This window comes from Variovorax sp. FW305-3-2-15-B-LB1, assembly GCF_058787635.1.
This window is the reverse complement of sequence record NZ_JBYSZY010000001.1, coordinates 334,958-350,048: the sequence shown is the minus strand read 5'-3', so window position 1 is coordinate 350,048 and position 15,091 is coordinate 334,958. Positions and strand designations below refer to the sequence as shown.

The 15,091-nt window shown below is 68.7% G+C and carries 15 protein-coding genes and 1 riboswitch; of the genes, 2 read left to right on the top strand and 13 right to left on the bottom strand.

Annotated elements, in window-relative coordinates; genetic code table 11:
• Both AC3WQR_RS01535 and tsaE read right to left on the bottom strand, forming a co-directional pair.
• On the bottom strand, positions 1–528 hold a 528-nt coding region (locus AC3WQR_RS01535), incomplete at its 3' end, for an AMIN domain-containing protein (RefSeq protein ID WP_492740949.1).
• Positions 525–1,019 carry a tRNA (adenosine(37)-N6)-threonylcarbamoyltransferase complex ATPase subunit type 1 TsaE gene (gene tsaE, locus AC3WQR_RS01530; RefSeq protein WP_056579690.1) on the bottom strand — a complete coding sequence of 165 codons (495 nt, stop codon included), beginning with the start codon at positions 1,017–1,019 and terminating at the stop codon, positions 525–527. The genes tsaE and AC3WQR_RS01535, both read right to left, overlap by 4 nt.
• On the opposite strand from tsaE, the gene queG reads away from it, so the two are divergent.
• Positions 1,005–2,087, top strand: coding sequence for a tRNA epoxyqueuosine(34) reductase QueG (gene queG, locus AC3WQR_RS01525; RefSeq protein WP_447745662.1), 1,083 nt, complete (start codon positions 1,005–1,007; stop codon positions 2,085–2,087). The two genes, tsaE and queG, sit on opposite strands and share 15 nt — an antisense overlap.
• Here queG and arsC read toward each other — a convergent pair.
• The 10 genes from arsC to AC3WQR_RS01475 form a co-directional block, all read right to left on the bottom strand.
• Positions 2,084–2,464 (bottom strand): arsenate reductase (glutaredoxin), encoded by a 381-nt coding sequence (gene arsC, locus AC3WQR_RS01520; protein WP_062473487.1) that lies wholly within the window; start codon positions 2,462–2,464, stop codon positions 2,084–2,086. The two genes, queG and arsC, sit on opposite strands and share 4 nt — an antisense overlap.
• Positions 2,465–2,495: 31 nt before the next feature.
• The gene (locus AC3WQR_RS01515; protein ID WP_447745660.1) at positions 2,496–3,197 is read right to left on the bottom strand and encodes a glutathione S-transferase family protein; all 702 of its coding nucleotides are present in this window, start codon (positions 3,195–3,197) and stop codon (positions 2,496–2,498) included.
• Positions 3,198–3,238: 41 nt separating this feature from the next.
• Positions 3,239–3,751 carry a 6,7-dimethyl-8-ribityllumazine synthase gene (locus AC3WQR_RS01510; protein ID WP_070061276.1) on the bottom strand — a complete coding sequence of 171 codons (513 nt, stop codon included), beginning with the start codon at positions 3,749–3,751 and terminating at the stop codon, positions 3,239–3,241.
• Between the two features lie 113 nt (positions 3,752–3,864).
• A riboswitch (FMN riboswitch) is annotated at positions 3,865–4,023 on the bottom strand.
• 97 nt (positions 4,024–4,120) lie between these two features.
• Positions 4,121–6,301, bottom strand: coding sequence for a TonB-dependent siderophore receptor (locus AC3WQR_RS01505; protein WP_447787668.1), 2,181 nt, complete (start codon positions 6,299–6,301; stop codon positions 4,121–4,123).
• A gap of 314 nt (positions 6,302–6,615) precedes the next feature.
• Positions 6,616–7,710 (bottom strand): DNA glycosylase AlkZ-like family protein, encoded by a 1,095-nt coding sequence (locus tag AC3WQR_RS01500; RefSeq protein WP_447745655.1) that lies wholly within the window; start codon positions 7,708–7,710, stop codon positions 6,616–6,618.
• 48 nt (positions 7,711–7,758) lie between these two features.
• Positions 7,759–8,637 carry a sugar phosphate isomerase/epimerase family protein gene (locus AC3WQR_RS01495; RefSeq protein ID WP_447745653.1) on the bottom strand — a complete coding sequence of 293 codons (879 nt, stop codon included), beginning with the start codon at positions 8,635–8,637 and terminating at the stop codon, positions 7,759–7,761.
• Positions 8,638–8,645: 8 nt separating this feature from the next.
• Positions 8,646–9,833: a dihydrodipicolinate synthase family protein gene (locus AC3WQR_RS01490; RefSeq protein WP_447745650.1), complete on the bottom strand. Its 1,188-nt coding sequence runs from the start codon at positions 9,831–9,833 to the stop codon at positions 8,646–8,648.
• 16 nt (positions 9,834–9,849) lie between these two features.
• Positions 9,850–11,025: a Gfo/Idh/MocA family protein gene (locus tag AC3WQR_RS01485; RefSeq protein WP_447745648.1), complete on the bottom strand. Its 1,176-nt coding sequence runs from the start codon at positions 11,023–11,025 to the stop codon at positions 9,850–9,852.
• Positions 11,026–11,154: 129 nt separating this feature from the next.
• Positions 11,155–12,138 carry a tripartite tricarboxylate transporter substrate binding protein gene (locus tag AC3WQR_RS01480; RefSeq protein ID WP_447745645.1) on the bottom strand — a complete coding sequence of 328 codons (984 nt, stop codon included), beginning with the start codon at positions 12,136–12,138 and terminating at the stop codon, positions 11,155–11,157.
• Between the two features lie 155 nt (positions 12,139–12,293).
• Positions 12,294–12,950: a TetR/AcrR family transcriptional regulator gene (locus AC3WQR_RS01475; RefSeq protein ID WP_095946946.1), complete on the bottom strand. Its 657-nt coding sequence runs from the start codon at positions 12,948–12,950 to the stop codon at positions 12,294–12,296.
• 95 nt (positions 12,951–13,045) lie between these two features.
• On the opposite strand from AC3WQR_RS01475, the gene AC3WQR_RS01470 reads away from it, so the two are divergent.
• The gene (locus tag AC3WQR_RS01470; protein WP_447745640.1) at positions 13,046–14,770 is read left to right on the top strand and encodes a thiamine pyrophosphate-binding protein; all 1,725 of its coding nucleotides are present in this window, start codon (positions 13,046–13,048) and stop codon (positions 14,768–14,770) included.
• On the opposite strand, the gene AC3WQR_RS01465 is transcribed toward AC3WQR_RS01470, so the two are convergent.
• Positions 14,736–15,029, bottom strand: a complete 294-nt coding sequence (locus AC3WQR_RS01465) for a hypothetical protein (RefSeq protein ID WP_095946948.1) — start codon at positions 15,027–15,029, stop codon at positions 14,736–14,738. The two genes, AC3WQR_RS01470 and AC3WQR_RS01465, sit on opposite strands and share 35 nt — an antisense overlap.
• Positions 15,030–15,091 lie beyond the last annotated feature (62 nt).

Below are 15,091 nucleotides of genomic sequence, written 5' to 3'. Positions count from 1 at the left end.
GGCGACGACGGGGCCGTTGCTGGGAGGGGTGGCGGTGCTGCTGCCGTTCTTGGGCGCATCGCGCAGCCGCTCGGCGATCAGCGCTTCCATCGGGTCGATGGCCTGCTCGGGGTACAGGTCGAGCACCAGCCGGTGCTTGTAGGCGGCCACGGGCGCCAGCGAGAACACCTGCGGGCGCACGGTCTGCTTCAGGTCGAACACGATGCGCACCACCTTCGGTGCGTTCTGCCCGATGCGCAGGCCATTGATGTACGGGTCGCCGGGCTTGATCTTGCCGACCAGGTCGCGCAGCTCGGTATTCAGGTCGATGCCCTCGATGTCCACGGCCAGCCGGGGCGGGCTGCCGACCACGAGCTGCTGCGAGTTGAGGCGGGCGTCGGACTCGATGGTCACGCGGGTGTAGTCGGCGGCGGGCCACACGCGCACGGCGAGGATGCTGGCGCCGCGCGCGATCTGGTGCACGCCGAGCATCAGCGCGATGCTGCCGCCTTGCAGCAGCACGCGCCGTTTCAGGCCGGTCGCCTTCATGCGGCCAGGCACGCCAGCAGATCGCTGCCGCGAGGGGTGTTCGCCAGGAGGGTCACGCTGCGGGTGTCGTCGGTCATTGCTTCTATTTTAATAGCTAGGTCGGCAGGTGGGGTGCGCCCCGCGGCGTTCTCCGGCCACTCGGCCAGCTTGAGGCCCGGGCCCGCGAAGATGTCGCGGAAGCCCGCGTCGTCCCATTCGCGCGGGTCGGCGAAACGGTAGAAGTCGAAGTGGTAGATGGCCAGCCCGTCGGGCGCCTCGTGCGGCTCGACCACCGCGTAGGTGGGGCTCTTGATGCGCCCGGTGATGCCCAGCGCGCGCAGCAGGTGGCGCACGAAGGTGGTCTTGCCGGCGCCCAGGTCGCCCTGCAGCGCGATGAAAGCGTCGCGCAGCGCGGGCGATGCGGCGAGCGCGCGCGCCAGCGCGTCGGTGTCGTCTTCGCCCTGCCAGCGCAGGGTGCGCGTTTCTACAATCGGCAAGTGATCGTCAGCCATCCACTCGTTGCTCGTATTCAGGCCTTGGCCCGGGAACTCGGATTCTCCCAAATCGGAATCGCGGGCGTCGATCTGTCGAGCGCCGAAGACGGTCTGATGCAATGGCTGGCCCATGGGTTCCATGGAGAAATGCAATACATGGCAACGCACGGCACCCGCCGCGCGCGGCCGGCGGAGCTGGTGCCGGGCACGGTGAGCGTGATCACCGCGCGCATGGACTACCTGCCGCGCGACACCGACGCCGAGTGGCAGGCCATCGAGTTCGACCGGCTGCGCCGGCCCGGCGAGGCCATCGTGTCGCTGTACGCGCGGGGCCGCGACTATCACAAGGTGCTGCGCAACCGCCTGGCCAAACTGGCCGAGAAGATCGCCGAAGAGGTCGGCCCCTTCGGCCACCGCGCCTTCACCGATTCGGCGCCGGTGCTCGAGGCCGAACTCGCCTCGCGCAGCGGCCAGGGCTGGCGCGGCAAGCACACGCTGGTGCTCGACCGCGACGCGGGCTCGATGTTCTTCCTGGGCGAAATCTACGTCGACATGGCGCTGCCGCCGAGCGAGCCCGTCAGCGCGCACTGCGGCAGCTGCAGCGCCTGCATCGACGTGTGCCCGACGCGCGCCATCGTCGCGCCGCAGCGGCTCGATGCGCGCCGCTGCATCTCGTACCTGACGATCGAGCACGCCGGCGCCATTCCGGTGGAGCTGCGCCCGCTCATGGCCAACCGCATCTACGGCTGCGACGACTGCCAGCTGATCTGCCCCTGGAACAAGTTCGCGAAGAAGAGCACGTTGCCCGACTTCGATGCGCGCGAAGGGCTCACGGGCCGCACGCTGGCCGAGCTGTTCGCGTGGAGCGAGGAAGATTTCCTGCGCCGCACCGAAGGCAGCCCGATCCGCCGCATCGGCCACGAGCGCTGGCTGCGCAACATCGCGGTGGCGCTGGGCAATGCGGTGCGATCAGGCGAGGACGGTGCGAAGGAAGCGCTGGCCACGCGCGCCGGACATCCGAGCGAGCTGGTGCGCGAGCACGTCGCGTGGGGGCTGGCGCAGCAGCCCGAAGATCAACCGATTTAAGCGGGAAGAATCTCGCGCACGCGTTCCCACGGCCGGCACATGAGCGTGCCGCGCGGCGACACCACGATCGGGCGTTGCAGCAGGATCGGGTGCTCGACGATCGCGTCGAACAGCTGGTCGTCCGTCAGTTTCTCGTCCGCCAGCTTCAGTTCTTCGTAGGGCGCTTCCTTGGTGCGCAGCAGGTCGCGCGCCGTCAGGCCCATGGCCTTCGCCAGTTCGCGCAGCTTCTTCTTCGAGGGCGGCGTTTCCAGGTACAGGACGATCTCGGGCTCCACGCCGCTTTCGCGGATCAAGCCCAGCACGTTGCGCGACGTGCTGCAGTTGGGCTTGTGGTAGATCGTCATCGGGTAGGCGGTGGTCGGTGTGCGTGCGGTCATGGCGTCGATTATGAGAAGAGAAGAACGGGCCTCAGCTTGTCTCTTCGTCCGCATCCATCGAGAACGGAAAGCGCGCCGCCCAGAACGCCGCCAGCCGCGGGTCGGCGTCCACGCGCCGCACCACGCGCGCCATGCGCGGCGCCACGCGGTAGAAGCGCCGACGGGTCGGCGTCCAGCGCGACACCACGGTCACGTACAGGTCGAGCATGCTGAGCTTGTCGCCGAGCAGGTAGGGCGACGGTTCGTCGATCTGCGTGTCCATGAGGTGCCAGCAGTGCGCGATGCGCGCGGCCGTGCGCTCGAGCATCACGGCCTGCGCGGCGGCATCGGCAGCGAGGCGCGAGGGCTCGTCGCGCACCCAGAACATCGAATAGATCGAGGCCGGCAGGTAGACCATCCAGCGCAGGTACTGCGCGCGGCGCGGGTCGCCGGGCGCGGGGCTGAGCCCGGCCTCGGGGTAGCGGTCGCCCAGCCAGATGAGGATGGCCGCACTCTCGGTCATGACTTCGCCCGAAGGCAGCACGAGCGCGGGCACCTGCTGCATCGGGTTGACGCCGGTCAGCCGCTCGCGTTCGGACTCGCCCTCCCAGGGGGCGATGTCTACCGTGTCGACCTGCGCGCCGATCAGCGTCAGCGCGGCATGGATGGGCGTGGCGCCCGAGCCGGGCGCCCCATAGAGGGTGTAGCGGTCGGCGGCTGCTGCTGCGACCGCCGGGGCGGATGGAAAGGCCATCCGCGCAGGTTACTGCAGGCGTGCGCCTCTTGCCAACCCGCTCAGGCGGCCAGCAGCGCGTCGACCTTGTCCAGCGCCTCGAGCGTCTTGAAGCAGGCTTCGGCCACTTCCGTGCCCTTGATCGCGAAGTGGCGGTGGAAGTACTTGCGGTGCTCCACGTGCTCGTGGAAATGGTGCGGCGTGAGCACGGCCGAGAAGATCGGCACGTCGGTCTCCAGCTGCAGCGACATCAGCGTGCTGACGACGGTGTTGGCGACGAACTCGTGGCGGTAGATGCCGCCGTCCACCACCAGCGCGCAGCCGATGATGGCCGCGTACTTGCCCGAGTTGGCCAGGCGCTTGGCGTGCAGCGGAATCTCGAAGGCGCCGGGCACATCGAAGATGTCGATGAGCTCACGCGCCACGCCGAGCCGCGCCATCTCTTCGAGAAAGGCGTCGCGTGCCTGGTGGACGATGTCGGAATGCCATTGCGCCTCGACGAATGCGATGCGCTGGCCGCGCGGCGAGCCCGACGCGGTGACGGCAGAAAGGGGAAGGTCGTTGATCTGACTCATGGTGTGCCTCTTGAAAGCAGGTTTCCTGAATCAGGGCGCACGAAACCACAGGCCCGCTCGCGCGCCGGGTTGCCAAAAAAGAGCAAAGCAAGGCGCGCGGGCATGCCCGCATTTCGCGCTCTCTTTCATCCGGACTGTGACCGTCGGCTTCGGAATCGCACCGAAATCTGCTGACCCTCGGACCTGTGGCAGGCCCGAGGCGCTCGCGGGCTTGTGCAACTTTCGTTGCCATCACCGCCGGTGGGGAATTGCACCCCGCCCTGAGAACGCTTGCCGTCCGGCGAACCGGACGACGGCGCGATTCTAGAAGCACGCCGCCGGGCCGGTTGTCGCCCGCGCGCCAGACCTTCGAGCGCGCGGGGATTTGCTTCAGAAGCGGTACGTCGCGCTCGCGGTCAGGGTACGGCGCTGGCCGTAGAAGCAGTCGCCGCGTGCCAGGCAGGTGGTGATCTGCACCTTGTCGGTCAGATTGGCCACGTTGAGCGCCAGGCGCAGCGGGCCGTTGTCCCACGCGAACATCGCGTCGAACAGCGTGACCGCGGGCGCGGGGTTGTTGTCCATGCCGTCGTACGACTTGCCCATGTAGCGCACGCCGCCGCCGGCCGAGAAGCCGTGCAGGCCGCCGATCGAGAAGCGCTTGGTCACCCAGGCCGAGGCCGTGTGCTTGGGCACGCCCGAGATGCGCTTGCCCAGGTCGGAGCCGTTGCTCTTCGACACGCGTGCGTCGGTGTAGGCGTACGAGGCGATCCAGTCCCAGTCGCGCGCGATGCTGCCCTTGTACTCGAGCTCCAGGCCCTTCACGTGCACTTCGCCGAGCTGCACGCTGTTGAGCGGGTTGGTCGGGTCGGTGGTCTTGCGGTTGGTGTCGCGCAGGTCGTACACGGCCGCCATGAACGAGGTGCGCTGGCCCGCGGGCTCCCACTTCACGCCGGCTTCCCACTGCTTGCCGCGCTGCGGCTTGAAGGGGTTGTTCGACGTGTCGACGCCGCCCAGCGGCAGGAACGACTCGGCATAGCTCAGGTACGGCGCCCAGCCGCCGTCGGCCAGGTAGACCAGGCCGGCGCGCTTGGTGGTGGCCTTGTCGTCGGCCGCCGCGGCGGGGCGGCCTTCGGTGTCGGTGGTGGCCTTGTCGTGGCGCAGGCCCAGCAGGCCGATCCAGCGGCCGTACTTGACCTGGTCCTGCACGTACAGGCCGGCCTGCTTCTGCACCACCTCGGGTGCGCGCGTGTAGCTGGTGGGGGCCGTGTAGTTGCCGTACACCGGCGCGTACACGTCGAGCGCGCCCGCACGGCCGCGGCCCGAGAGCTTGGAGGTGGTGTTGCGCTGGAAGTCGGCGCCCAGCAGCAGCGTGTGCTCGACCTCGCCGGTCTTGAAGTGCGCCTCGGCCTGGTTGTCGAGCAGCAGCATCTTGCCGCCGTTGATGTCGCTGCTCAGGTCGCGCTCGATGGTGCGCTGGTCGGCATTGAACACCGGGCGCGCCGGACGGCCCGTGAGGCGGTTGGCCGTGAAGCTGGTGTACGAGGTGTTGTACCAGACCTTGCTCTCGGTCGAGCGCAGGTTCTGGCGCACCGTCCAGGTGTCGTTGAGGCGGTGGCTGAACAGGTAGCCCAGCGAGGTGCTGCGCGTGTCGAAGCGGTCGAAGCCCGGCTCGCCGGTGAAGGTCGAGGTCGGAATGCGACCGTACAGCGAAGGCAGCAGCGTGCCCTGCCACGGGAAAAAGCCGATCAGCGAGCCGCTCTTGTCCTTCTGGTACGACGCCTGCAGCGTGAGCGAGGTGTCGGCGTTCGGGCGCCAGGTGAGCGAGGGCGCGATGGCGATGCGGTCGTCCGACACGTGATCGACCTGCGTGCCGCTGTCGCGGTTCACGGCCACGAGGCGGTACATCCACTTGCTCTCGGGGTCGAGCGAGCCGGTGAAATCGGCGGCGATCTGCTTGCGCGCGTTGTTGCCCAGTTGCAGCTGCACTTCGCGCTGCGTCTCGGCCTGCGGGCGCTTCGACACGAGGTTGAGCACGCCGCCGATGCCGCCCTGGCCGTAGAGCACCGACGACGGGCCGCGCAGCAGCTCCACGCGCTCCAGCATGTACGGGTCGGGCCGGCTGGCGTTGTAGGTGCCGTAGGTGCGTTGCAGGCCGTCGAGGTACTGCACGGCGTCGCCGCCGCGGGCCTTGAACGAATCCACGCGGCTGTCGAAATAGCTCGACACCACGCCGGCCGTGTAGTTGGTGGTCTCGCGCAGGGTGAGCGCGCCCTGGGCTTCGATCTGGTCGCGCGTGACGACCGAGATGGCCTGCGGCGTCTCGATCAGCGGCGTGTCGGTCTTGGTGGCGGTGCTGCCGCGCCTGGCGACGAAGCCCGTCACGGGGCCGGTGGCGGTTTCACCCGCATCGCCCGAGACGGTCACGGTGGGCAGCGCCTGCCGCGTTTCGGCAGCGGCGGTTTCTTGCGCGTGGGCATGTGCGCTGGCGGCGAGCGCCACGGCGGTGACCGCGAGCGTGGCATAGCCCCGCCGCGTGCGCGGCGTTCCGGGGCGACGATTCTTGAGTGTCATGTGCAGCTTCTCCTGTGTCCTGCGTCAGGTGTGTCTAGGGCGGGGGAGTGGCTGCGGCGCGGTCGGGCGCGCCATGGCTTCTCGGGTGCGATCGAAAAAAACGGAAACGAACGAGCGCGTGCCGTGGCGCATTCCGAAAGGAAAGCGCATCCGGCTGGTGTTGTGTGTCTACGGCGTCGTGGGGGCAGTGGCCGGGGGCGACGACGGGGGTTGTCGTCGCTCGGGCTGCTGCGTCTTCGTTCCTTCGAAGACGGCTGGCGGGCTCGCGGCGGGCGCGGGCGGCTGGCTGAGGCGGGCGATTATAAAAGGCCGCGTCAGCGGCCCGCGAGGAACTGCGTCATGCGGTGCAGTTCTTCGTCGAGGCCCGTGCGGAAGGCCGCGCCGTGCGGCTTCTTCGCGTCGGCATAACCGAAGGCCGGCTGCAGGCGGCCTTCGGGCGCGCTCACATTGGCCCAGCCGATCACGCGCTCGTGCCACAGCATCGGCAGCGCGTAGTAGCCGAACTGCCGCTTCGGCGCGGGTGTGTAGGCCTCGAACTTGTACGTCCAGCCCCACAGCAGCTCGAAGCGGCGGCGGTCCCACACCACCGGGTCGAAGGGCGCGAGCAGCCGCACCTCATCGTCGGGCGCATGACGGCGCGAGGCGGGGTTCTCGTCGGCGGGCCAGTACCACGTCGTGCCGTCGATGCGGCAACTGGCCAGCTCCTCGCGCGCCAGCCGCAGCGCCGCCTGGGTCTGCGCGGCCAGGTGCGGCGCGCCATAGCCGAGCAGGCGCACGAGGTAGGTCAGGCTCGTGGCCGGCAGCGGCGCGTACTTGCGCACCACCAGTTCGATGAGCGCCGCCGCACGCTGCGCGCGCCCGGCGGGGCTGTCGTCGGCGGGCGGATGGCTCACCGCTTCGTAGACCCGCGTGCCACTGTCGCGCCGCACCACGCGCAGCAGGCCGCGGTAGTGCATGCCGTCGAGCAGGTGCGTGGTGGCGTTGCTGGAGCCGCCCCAGTAGTTCTGGATGCGGCCATGCGCGAAGTGCTGCTCGACCTGGCGCGGATGCACCGGCCCGTGCTCGCGCACATAGGCCAGCACGTCGGCGGCCTTGCGGCGCGTGTCCGCGTCCCAAGCCTTCTTGGCCTCGCGCGGATGCATCAGCGCCAGGTGTTCGCGCGGCAGGAAGCCGTAGTTGACGAGGCAGTCTTCCTCGATCGCGAGCCGCGCGTAGCGGCTTTCGAGATCGCCTGCGCGGTAGTCCTTCACGCGGTGGCGCAGCGTGAGGTCTTGCGCACGCGCCGGCGCACGGATCGGGTCGGCCTGCACGAAGCCGAGCTTGCGGATGGCGGCGGGCAGCGTCGTCAGCGTGAGGAGGGTGCGCGCGACGGCGTAGCGGCGCAGGTCGTCGAGGGTGGGGTCAGCCATGCTGCGGATTGCAGCACAAGCGGCTGCCTTTCGCTTCGGCCGGATCGATCAGACCGCGCTGCGGTGTCGTTCGATGCAGACGTCGAGCGTCTCGGCCCCAGTCCGTTGCCACCAGTCCAGGTTCGAAAAGATCTCGACCTCGCTGAACCCCGCAAACCCTGCGTCTTCGACCCACCCGCGAATCTTCTTCAATTCGACAACCCCGTCACCCATCATCCCGCGATCGGAGAGCAGGTCGCGCGTCGGCGTGAGCCAGTCGCAGACGTGGTACGCCAGCAGCCGCTCGCGACCGGCGCGCGCGATCTGCTGCTGCAGCTTCGGGTCCCACCACACGTGGTAAATGTCGAGCGCCACGCCGAGCATGCCGGTCTTGCCCGCATCGAGTTCGTCGCACAGGTCGAGCGCATGCTCGAGCGTGTTGATGCACGCGCGGTCGGCCGCCTGCATCGGGTGCAGGGGCTCGATGGCCAGCGGCATGCCGACCTCGCGCGCGTACTCGAGCGAGGCGGCAATGCCGTCGCGCACCTCGTTGCGCGCGCGGGCGATGTCCTTGTACGCCGCCTTGCCGTCGAGCGCGCCGGGCAGGGCGCCGACGACCAGCACGAGGCAGGGCGCGTCGAGCGTCTTGGCCTCGTCGATGGCGCGACGGTTGTCGTCGAGCGCGGCCTTCAGGCCTGCCGCATCGGGCGCGGGGAAGAAGCCGCCGCGGCAGTAGCCCGAGAGGCCGATGCCGTGCGCCTTCAACTGCCTGGCCACCTTGTCGAGCCCGACGGCCGCGACCTGGTCGCGCCACGGGCTGATGGCGCGGATGCCGCGTTCGGCGCACTGGTCGATGAGGCGGTCCAGCGGCACCTCGGCGCCCGACTGCTTGCGGATGGTCGCCGTGTTGATCGACAGCCAGTCGTGGTTCTGCGAGAAATCGCGCATGGGTTCGCTCAGCCTTCCACGCCGTGCAAGGCCAGCAATGTCTTCATGCGCCGCACCGCAAGCTCGGGCTGCTCCAGCAGGTTGGCCGCATCCGCGAGACGGAAGAGTTCAGCGAAGTGCTGCAGCGAGCGCGTGCTCTGCTGGCCGCCCACCATCGTGAAGTGCTTCTGGTGGCCGTTGAGCCAGGCCATGAACACCACGCCCGTCTTGTAGAAGCGCGTGGGCGCCGCAAAGATGTGGCGCGACAGCGGCACCGTGGGGCCGAGGATCGCGTGGAACTTCTCGCTGTTGCCTTGCGCCAGTGCGCCGAGCGCGGCACTCGCAGCCGGCGCGATGGCGTCGAAGATGCCCAGCAGCGCATCGCTCTTGCCGTGCGTCGGCTCGCTGCCGAAGCCGTCGCCGGCGATCAGTTCGGCGTAGTTGAAGTCGTCGCCCGTGTACATGCGCACACCCTTCGGCAGGCGGCGGCGCATGGCGATCTCCTTGTCCTTGTCGAGCAGCGAGATCTTGATGCCATCGACCTTTTCGGGCTGCGCCGCGATGATGCCGACGGCGGTGTCCATCGCTGCGTCGACATCCTTCGTGCCCCAGTAACCTGCGAGCGCCGGGTCGAACATGTCGCCCAGCCAGTGCAGCACCACGGGCTGCTTCGCCTGGCTCAGGATGCGGTCGTACACGCGCTCGTAGTCGGCGGGGCTTTTTGCCACGCGGGCCAACGCACGGCTCGCCATCACGATCAGCTTGCCGCCGAGCGCCTCGATGGCGGCCATCTGCTCCTCGTAGCCGCGGATCACGTCGTCGACGCTCTTCACGTCGTCGATGTTCAGGTGGTCGGTGCCGCAGCCCGAGGCGACGAGCGCGCCCGGCACGTCCTTGGCTGCATCGAGCGATCGGCGGATCAGTTCGAGCGACGTGGGCCAATCGAGGCCCATGCCGCGCTGCGCGGTGTCCATCGCTTCGGCCACGCCCAGGCCCAGTGAGAACAAATGGCGGCGGTAGGCGATGGTGGTGTCCCAGTCGACCGCGCATTGCAGCCACGGGTCGATGGCGGCGAGCGGGTCGGCCACGACGTGGGCGGCCGAATAGGCGATGCGGTTGAACTTGACGCCCGCGTCGGGCTTCACCGGCGCGGTGCCGCGCAGGGCGTAGGGCGCGAGCGCGCCGCTCGCGGTGGGAAGGGTCAGCGACAGGGCCATGGCTTTGTCTTCTTCCTCAGACCTTCAGCTGCGGCACGTCGATCCAGCGGCGCTCCTGCCAGGACGCGAGCGCGGCCTCGACCAGCTGCACGCCCTTGGCGCCTTCGGGCAGCGTCCACTTGTAGGGTGCGTCTTCCACCACGTGGCGGATGAAATGTTCCCACTGGATCTTGAAGCCGTTGTCGTAGACCTGCGAGTCCGGAATCTCCTGCCACTGGTCGAAGAAGTTCATCGTCTGCTTCTCGTCGGGGTTCCACACCGGGCGCGGCGTGGCCACGCGCGACTGGGCGCGGCAGCTGGACAGGCCCGCCACGGCCGAGCCGTCGGTGCCGTCGACGTGGAAGGTCACGAGGTCGTCGCGGCGCACGCGCGTGGCCCAGCTCATGTTGAGCTGCGCGATCACCGGCTCACCGTTGTGGCCCGTGAGTTCGCAGGTGGCGTAGGCCGCGTCGTCGGCGGTGGCCTCGTAGGGCTTGCCGGCTTCGTCCCAGCGCGTGGGGATGTGGGTGGCACCGATGCACGACACCGACTTCACCTCGCCGAACAGGTTGTCCAGCACGTAGCGCCAGTGGCACATCATGTCCAGGATCATGCCGCCGCCGTCTTCCTTGCGGTAGTTCCAGCTCGGGCGCTGGATGGGCTGCAGGTCGCCCTCGAACACCCAGTAGCCGAACTCCAGGCGCACGCTGAGCATGCGGCCGAAGAAGCCCGCGCGGCGCAGCATGTCGAGCTTGCGCAGGCCGGGCAGGAAGAGCTTGTCCTGCACCGCGCCGTGCTTGAGGCCCGTGGCCTTGCCGGCTTCGTCGGCCAGGCGGGCGATCTCGACGGCTTCGTTGAGGTTGGTGGCGATCGGCTTCTCGCAGTACACGTGCTTGCCGGCGCGGATGGCCTTGGCCAGCAGCGTGGGGCGCATCTGCGTGGTGCCGGCGTCAAAGAAGACGGTGTCGTCCTTGTTCGCGAGCGCCTGGTCGAGGTCAGTGCCCCAGCGCGCGATGTTGTGGGTCTTGGCGAGTGCTTCCATCTTCTCGGCGTTGCGGCCGATGAGAATCGGGTCGGGCATGACCTTGTCGCCGTTCGACAGCGTCACGCCGCCCTGGGCGCGGATGGCGCAGATGGAGCGGATCAGGTGCTGGTTCATGCCCATGCGTCCGGTGACGCCGTGCATGATGATTCCGAGACGTTGGGTGGCCATCGTGGGTTCCTTGGGGAGATGCAGGGGAAAAGAGAAAGGGGCTTCGATCGGCGTGGCGCGTGGCAACGCCGGGGCAGGCCGGGCTGCCCCGCGTGCACGACGCGGCGTGAGACCTCGGCGTGTCTGCTGTTACTGCTGGACCGCGAGGCCGGCGGCCTTCACGAGCTGCGCGTTGCTGGTGATCTCGTCCTTGATGTAGGCGTCGAACTGCTCGGGCTTGAGCGTCCAGGCGTCGGCGCCCAACTTGAGGAAGCGCTCCTTCACCTCGGGCGTGGCCAAGGCCTTGACCACTTCGTCGTGCAGGCGGTTGACGATGTCGCGCGGCGTCTTGGCGGGCGCCATCATGCCGATCCAGAAGTTGAACTCGGAGCCGGGCACACCGGCCTCCGTGGTGGTGGGCACGTCGGGCAGGGCGGCGGCGCGTTTGGGCGAGCCCACGGCCAGTGCGAGCAGCTGGCCTTCCTTGATCTGGCCGATGACGGGCGCGATGGGCGAGAAGTAGTAGTCGACGCGGCCCGACAGCACTTCGGTGACGGCCTCACCCGATCCCTTGAACGGGATGTTGGTCGCGTCGATCTTCGCGGCCATCTTGAACTTCTCGGCGTTCAGGTGCGTGGCGCTGCCCTGGCCGGCCGAGGCGAAGTTCATGCTGCCGGGCTTGGCGCGCGCGGCGGCCAGCAGCTGCGGCAGGGTCTTGATGTTCTTGCTGGGCGAGATGACCAGCGCGTTGGGCAGCGACGAGATCGGCGTGACGCCCGCGAAGTCGTGCACCGTATCGAAGGGCAGTTTGGCGAAGGTCGACGGGCTGACCGTGTGCGACGACGAATGGATCATCACCGTGTAGCCATCGGGCGCGGCCGTGGCCACCGCCTGCTGGCCGATGGTGCCGCTGGCGCCGCCGCGGTTCTCGATGATCAGTGCCTGGCCCATGCTGGCGCCCATCTTGTCGGCGATGGCGCGGGCAATGATGTCCGTCGTGCTGCCGGCGGCGAAGGGAACGATCACGCGGATCGGCTTGGTGGGGTAGCCGTTCTGCGCGGTCGCCAGGCCTGGCAGCAGGGCGGCCAGGCAGGTCAGCGAGGCCAGGAGGGTGGTGCGTGCAAGTTGCTTCAAGGTTGTCTCCGCGCGGTCGGGCCGCAGTTCTTGAGTCATCAATTCACCATTGAGTGAATTAGTGAATTGTAGGAACGGCTGCGCCGCAGCGTCAACCGACGCTGCTTGGTGAAAACCCGAGGGCGTGGAAAAGGGCGTCTGCAGCGCCCGAAGGCTCAGTGCAGGACGTAGCCCAGCACGAGATCGGTCATGTGCGAGAGGCGTTGCGCCATCGCCTTGGGGGCACGCAGGTCACGCCCGAAGATGGCCGACAGCGTGTGGTTGTTCGAGAGGTAGAAGTAGCACAGCGAGGCGATCGAGATGTACAGCTGCACCGGGTCGACGCCGGCGCGAAAGAGGTTGTCCTTCTTGCCGCGCTCCAGCACGGTGTCGAGCAGCTGCACCAGCGGCGAGTTCATCTCCTGGATGCGGTCGGAGCGCTTCAGGTGCGCTGCGCCGTGCAGGTTCTCGCTGTTGAGCAGCGTGATGAACTCGGGGTGCTCCAGGTAGTAGTGCCAGGTGAAGGACACCAGCTGGCGGATCGCCTCGACGGGCTCGATCTCGTCCAGGTGCAGGCGCTGCTCGGCGGCGCGGATGTCGGCGTACACGCGCTCCAGCACGGCCAGGAACAGGTCGTCCTTGCTGCCGAAGTAGTAGTAGATGAGGCGCTTGTTCAGGCCCGCGCGCTCGGCGATGCTGTCCATGCGCGCACCGGCCAGGCCGCGCGCGGCGAACTCGTCGCGCGCCGACGCGAGGATGGCCAGCTGCGAGCGGTCGGCGTCGCGCGAGCGCGGCTCGAGCGTTTCGGGCAAAGAGTCCTTGGGGGCCTTCATGACGCGAATTTAACCAATTGGGGAATTAAGACAAGGCGTGGAAGGCAGGCACACATAATCGCCGGAGACATTTGCAACTGAGGTTCGAACTTTCCATGAGTACATCACAACCCGCGGGCCACCTGATCGTCGAGTGCCTGGTCGAACAAGGCATGCAACTCGCCTTCGGCGTGCCGGGCGAGAGCTTCCTGGCGGTGCTCGATGGCTTCCATGCGTACCGCGAACGCGCACGCTTCGTGGTGAACCGGCAGGAGGGCGGCGCGGCCTTCATGGCCGAGGCGCACGGCAAGCTCACGGGGCGCCCGGGCGTGTGCTTCGTGACGCGCGGGCCGGGCGCGACCAATGCCTCGATCGGCGTGCACAACGCGTTCCAGGACTCGACGCCGATGGTGCTGTTCGTGGGCGACGTCGGCAGCGACTTCCGCGACCGCGAGGCCTTCCAGGAGGTGGACTACGCCAGCTTCTTCGGGCCGAGCACCAAGGGCTTTGCCAAGCGCGTGGAGCGCATCGACGACGCCGACCGCATTCCCGAGTACATCGCGCGCGCCTTCGCCACCGCGATGAACGGCCGCCCGGGCCCGGTCGTGCTGGTGCTGCCCGAGGACATGCTGCGCACCGAGACGGCGGCGCGGCCGCTGGCGCGCGTGGAGGCGGTCCAGCCGTGGAGCGACCCGGGCGCGCTGCGCACGCTGCGCGAGCTGCTGCTGAAGGCGCAGCGCCCGCTGCTGATCGCCGGCGGCGGGGGCTGGACGCCGCAGGCTGCGCAGGCGCTGCAGCGCTTCGCCGAGAACTGGCGCCTGCCGGTGGCAAACGCCTTCCGCTTCCAGGACACCTTCGACAACCACCACCCGCAGTACGCGGGCGACGTCGGCATCGCCATCAACCCGAAGCTCGCGCAGCACGTGAAGGACGCCGACCTGGTGCTGGCCATCGGCCCGCGCCTGGGCGAGATGACGACCGGCGGCTACACGCTGCTCGAAGCACCGAAGGCCAAGCAGACGCTGGTGCACATCCATGCGAGCGCCGAGGAGCTGAACCGCGTCTACCAGGCCGACCTGGCGATCAACGCCGGCATGAGCGCCGCGGCGCGCAGCCTCGAGGTGCTGAGCGCGCCGCCCTCGCTGCCATGGGAAGCCTGGACGCAGCAGCTGCACGCCGACTACGAAGCCTGGCTGCAGCCGCAGGCGCTCGCCGGCATGCCGGCCAAGACGCCGCGCGGCGCGGTCGATATGGCGGCCGTGGTGGCGCTGCTGCAAAAGCACCTGCCGGCGGATGCGGCCATCACCAACGGCGCCGGCAACTTCGCGAGCTGGGTGCACCGCTACTTCCGCTACCACGGGCTCGCCAAGGGCGCCAAGACGCAGCTGGCACCCACCAGCGGGGCGATGGGCTACGGCGTGCCGGCGGGCATTGCCGCGAGCATCGCCACCGGGCGCGTGGCCTTCACCATCGCGGGCGACGGCGACTTCCTGATGAACGGGCAGGAGCTGGCAACGGCCTCGCAGCACGGCGGCAAGAGCATCGTCGTGCTGCTCAACAACGGCATGTTCGGCACGATCCGCATGCACCAGGAGCGCGAGTACCCCGAGCGCACCAGCGGCACCGCGCTGCGCAACCCCGACTTCTGCGGCCTGGCGCGCGCCTACGGCTACGCGGCCGAGCGCGTCACCGAGACGGCGCAGTTCGAAGCCGCGCTGCTGCGCGCGCTGGCGGCCGACACCGGCACGCTGATCGAGATCCCGCTCGACCCCGAGGTGATCACCACGCGCGGCACGCTGGCGTCGATCACGCGCGCGGCGAAGCAGCAGGCGCAGGGCTGAGCGTCACGCGATGGCGGGCCACCTCGTCGCGCAGCGCGGGCGAGCGCAGTTCGAAGACGTCGAACAGGCCGAGCGCATCGAGCGTGGGGATCAGCGCCGCGAGGTCGTCGCGGGCGATGCGGCGTTCGTCGGCCGTGGCGTTCGGGTCTTCGAGCACGCGCGCATTGGCGAGGAAGGCGCCGACCGAGCCCTTGCGCACGGTGTGGCCGTCGATGACGGTGAAGTCCTGTCCGTCGGGAATGATGTCTTGCGCTTTCATGGGGATTCCTTGGTGGAGATGCCTTCGATGCTAGGCAGCGGGGCGGTCCCCGGCTTGCGGCG

Bases quoted from the DNA above. Each gene is read 5' to 3' on its own strand.
- AC3WQR_RS01505 (WP_447787668.1), bottom strand. From the start codon at position 6,301: ATGACACTCAAGAATCGTCGCCCCGGAACGCCGCGCACGCGGCGGGGC.
- AC3WQR_RS01490 (WP_447745650.1), bottom strand. From the start codon at position 9,833: ATGGCCCTGTCGCTGACCCTTCCCACCGCGAGCGGCGCGCTCGCGCCC.
- AC3WQR_RS01470 (WP_447745640.1), top strand. From the start codon at position 13,046: ATGAGTACATCACAACCCGCGGGCCACCTGATCGTCGAGTGCCTGGTC.
- AC3WQR_RS01485 (WP_447745648.1), bottom strand. From the start codon at position 11,025: ATGGCCACCCAACGTCTCGGAATCATCATGCACGGCGTCACCGGACGC.
- AC3WQR_RS01465 (WP_095946948.1), bottom strand. From the start codon at position 15,029: ATGAAAGCGCAAGACATCATTCCCGACGGACAGGACTTCACCGTCATC.
- AC3WQR_RS01510 (WP_070061276.1), bottom strand. From the start codon at position 3,751: ATGAGTCAGATCAACGACCTTCCCCTTTCTGCCGTCACCGCGTCGGGC.
- AC3WQR_RS01515 (WP_447745660.1), bottom strand. From the start codon at position 3,197: ATGGCCTTTCCATCCGCCCCGGCGGTCGCAGCAGCAGCCGCCGACCGC.
- AC3WQR_RS01495 (WP_447745653.1), bottom strand. From the start codon at position 8,637: ATGCGCGATTTCTCGCAGAACCACGACTGGCTGTCGATCAACACGGCG.
- AC3WQR_RS01475 (WP_095946946.1), bottom strand. From the start codon at position 12,950: ATGAAGGCCCCCAAGGACTCTTTGCCCGAAACGCTCGAGCCGCGCTCG.
- tsaE (WP_056579690.1), bottom strand. From the start codon at position 1,019: ATGGCTGACGATCACTTGCCGATTGTAGAAACGCGCACCCTGCGCTGG.
- arsC (WP_062473487.1), bottom strand. From the start codon at position 2,464: ATGACCGCACGCACACCGACCACCGCCTACCCGATGACGATCTACCAC.
- AC3WQR_RS01500 (WP_447745655.1), bottom strand. From the start codon at position 7,710: ATGGCTGACCCCACCCTCGACGACCTGCGCCGCTACGCCGTCGCGCGC.